The sequence below is a fragment of the Armatimonas sp. genome, assembly GCF_043760365.1.
Lineage (GTDB): Bacteria > Armatimonadota > Armatimonadia > Armatimonadales > Armatimonadaceae > Armatimonas.
In genome coordinates this window covers 1-3,080 of record NZ_JAYUPA010000871.1, presented here as the reverse complement: position 1 = coordinate 3,080, position 3,080 = coordinate 1, and the positions used below count along the sequence as shown (strand labels likewise).

The 3,080-nt window shown below is 56.5% G+C and carries 3 protein-coding genes; all 3 read left to right on the top strand.

Features of this window, described 5'->3' with window-relative positions; all coding sequences use genetic code 11:
* Window positions 1-123 precede the first annotated feature (123 nt).
* Entirely contained in the window at window positions 124-570 is a 447-nt protein-coding gene (locus ACH2EH_RS21630) for a DUF2231 domain-containing protein (protein WP_395144996.1), read from the top strand.
* Window positions 571-587: 17 nt separating this feature from the next.
* Entirely contained in the window at window positions 588-1,796 is a 1,209-nt protein-coding gene (locus ACH2EH_RS21625) for a hypothetical protein (protein ID WP_395144994.1), read from the top strand.
* 94 nt (window positions 1,797-1,890) lie between these two features.
* Window positions 1,891-3,078 carry a citrate synthase gene (locus tag ACH2EH_RS21620; protein WP_395144993.1) on the top strand — a complete coding sequence of 396 codons (1,188 nt, stop codon included), beginning with the start codon at window positions 1,891-1,893 and terminating at the stop codon, window positions 3,076-3,078.
* Window positions 3,079-3,080 lie beyond the last annotated feature (2 nt).

The following is a 3,080-nucleotide window of genomic DNA, read 5'->3' as shown; positions in this document are numbered from 1 at the left end:
AGGCGCTCCGCAAGCAGGCTCAAATCTTTGGATATATCCGCCAGCATATAGTTTCACCATTAACGAAAGTACGGGCCGCCGAAAGCGGCGACCCGTCTATGTTTATTGTATCATAGGAGGGTTATGCCTCAGGAAGACCCCATAAAGCTCTGGCAACACCTCCATGGTGCCACCGTCCACTTTGCACTTGCACTCACTCTTGTTTCCTTCGCATTTGATCTAGGGAGTAAGATTTTTGGAAAAAAAGAATGGCGTACCGTTGGTTTCTGGGCGTTAGTCGTTGCCGTCACACTCTCGCTACCCGCGATTTACTCAGGTTTTTGGGGACAGCTCGGCTGGTTTCGCGTGGAGAAATGGGAGGCGGATCATCTCCTGCCTCACCGTAACTTTGCGCTGGGCGGCACCATCGGGATCGCCTTACTGCTGATCTGGAGGAGTGCCACAAGAGACTTTAGTGTCGGTTTAAACAGCAATAGACTCTATCTAGGCTACTTGGTTCTCATGCTTGCGGCGACGATCGCCATTGGCTACACGGGCTACCTCGGCAGCTATGTAGCCAGAACTTACTAAATTTTAAGAAATCAGTTATGCGTCCTAAAACTTTCACGTTTCGCAATTTCCTGCTCGCCCTCGCGGCTCTAGGTATTCTGGGGGGGCTGGCTTTCTGGGGCTATCGTGGCTTTCCCCTGCCCTTTGTCGGTGTCCCCAGTACGGCAGGCAAGATTGCCTTTGTTTGGGAAAAAGATGGTCAAAGTGATATCTATCTGGCAAGTGCAGCGGGCGGCGAGCCGACCCCACTCACCAATGACACCACACTAGAGAGCGAGCTTGCCTTCTCGGCGGATGGTCAGCACCTCGTGTTCACCGAAGACCGTGGCCTGAGCGGCGTTCGCCAGGTATGTCTTACGGAAGCGGCACCGGGCCGAAGGCAAATCACACTGACGGTCAATGAATCCACGAAAGAACAACCCTATTTTCGCGGCGACCGGGACTTATTTTTTCTGGACAGTGGAAAGATTGGCCGAACCACCACCGATGCGTCCGATTCCGATGCGATCTTTCCGACGGTCGAGGGAAAGCGTGACAATGTCGCACTTGCCGCTCTCTTTGCGGAGGGGGGCATCAGCCAGTACACAGTCTCCCAAGACGGTGCGACCATTCTGGCCGCAGTCAAGCGCGAGCATGGCCATGTACTCGTGGTCTACCAGGTTCAGGAAAAATTCCTGGCTCTTCTGGGATCTTCGCAAGATCTTCGCTTCCAGGCGCTCAAAGATGGCAGCTTCGTCGTGCTCTTCACAGGAGGAGCCCCGCTGAAAGAAGCCATGCAGATTCCAAACCCAAAGACAGAGGAGGAGAAACAGATGGCAACGGAGCAGATGGGAAGACTTCTTAACCAGCTTTCCTCACAAAACGATGCGATGGAGGGCAAGTCGGTTCTGGTTCACTTTGATGCAAAGCTGACTCCTCAGAGCATTATCCCGCTTCCCTTTATCGCGGACGGTTTCTCTGTAGCCCCCGACAGTAAGATGCTCGCGATCTATATTTCGGAAGCGCGGGATGGCAAGTCCGCGGGGCTATTTGTGGGTAATATCACGGCGCAAGATCCTCCTACACTCCTCTACGACAAGCCTGTCCGTGCCGTTACCTGGTCGCCGGACAGCGCCGCACTCGCCTTTGTCGCGGACAAAGAGCTGCTGGTCACCCCCGCAACGGGCACGGACACCCCCATCAATTTGACACAGGGCAAGGGTAAAGCGTCGTCTCCCGTGTGGTCTCCTATCCAGGTAAAAAAATAGTGTGAACTTCAGGTAGTTTTCCGACGTTGACAAGCAAGTCACTGGCAGGTACTATCTCTCGGAAATCTCCAACCAAAGGATTCTTTAGATAAACATGAGCTCCCCCGAAACCCAGGCATCCGAACCGACGATCCACGATGGTCTTAAAGGCGTCGTTGCCGCAAAAACTCAAATTGCGGAGGTAGATGGTCAGAACGGGAAGCTGACTCTGCGCGGCTACGATATCAGCTCCCTCTCTGGCAATGTCACGTTCGAGGAAGTCTGCTATCTGCTCTGGCACGGCAAGCTCCCCAATCGCGTAGAGTACGACACTCTCAGAGCAGAGATGTCTGTCGCTCGGGAGCTGCCCGAGGCGACGTTGGCGACGCTGCGTGCCTGTGCGCCCCACGCGGAGGGAATGGACATCCTGCGCATAGGAGCCTCCACCCTTACCATTGGCGACCCAGAATCCGCCTGGCCGATCAATGCCCCCGCGGATGTGGAAAACGCCCTGCGCCGCGCGGCACGCCTTCAAGCACAGATGGCCGCGATTGTCGCGCATAGCTACCGCCTAGGCGAGGGTAAAGAAATTGTTCACCCGAAGCCCGAGCACAGCCTGGCAGAGGGCTTCCTCTACATGCTGGAGGGTACGGAGCCTAGTAAGGCGCGTGTGGCGGGCCTCAATGCCTACTTAGTCGCGGTCGCGGAGCACGGCTTCAATGCCTCGACATTCGCGGGCCGCGTGATCCAGTCCACCAACTCGGACATGGTCTCGGCACTGACGGGCGCGATCGGTGCTCTCAAAGGCTGGCTCCACGGCGGTGTGCCTGGCCCCGTATTAGACATGCTCGACGAGATCGGCACTGCGGAGAATGTCCACCCTTGGATCAGCGCCGCGCTAGATCGAAAAGAGCGTATTATGGGCTTCGGGCACCGTGTCTATCAAGTGCGCGACCCCCGTGCTGCCTTGCTCTCGGATGCCGCCGATAAGATGGCCGACGAGACTGGGGATCACCACTTGCTGAATCTGATCAAGATTGTCGAGCAGACTACGGTGGATGAGCTGGAGAGGCGCAAGCCGGGCAACAAGCTCCGCGCCAATGTCGAGCTCTACGCCGCGCTGATTCTGCATGCCGTGGGAATCCCCTCCGAGATCTTCACGCCCGTCTTTGCGATTGGCCGAACCAGCGGCTGGACGGCCCATATTTTAGAGCAGATGCCCAAGAGCCTGATCATCCGCCCCGAGTCCATCTACGGTGGCCCGCGCAATCTGGCGTTTGTCCCGATGGACGAGCGCGCCTAAAC

What these genes read in the sequence shown, in the direction of transcription:
- ACH2EH_RS21630 (WP_395144996.1), top strand. Translation starts at nt 124, where the DNA reads ATGCCTCAGGAAGACCCCATAAAGCTCTGGCAACACCTCCATGGTGCC.
- ACH2EH_RS21625 (WP_395144994.1), top strand. Translation starts at nt 588, where the DNA reads ATGCGTCCTAAAACTTTCACGTTTCGCAATTTCCTGCTCGCCCTCGCG.
- ACH2EH_RS21620 (WP_395144993.1), top strand. Translation starts at nt 1,891, where the DNA reads ATGAGCTCCCCCGAAACCCAGGCATCCGAACCGACGATCCACGATGGT.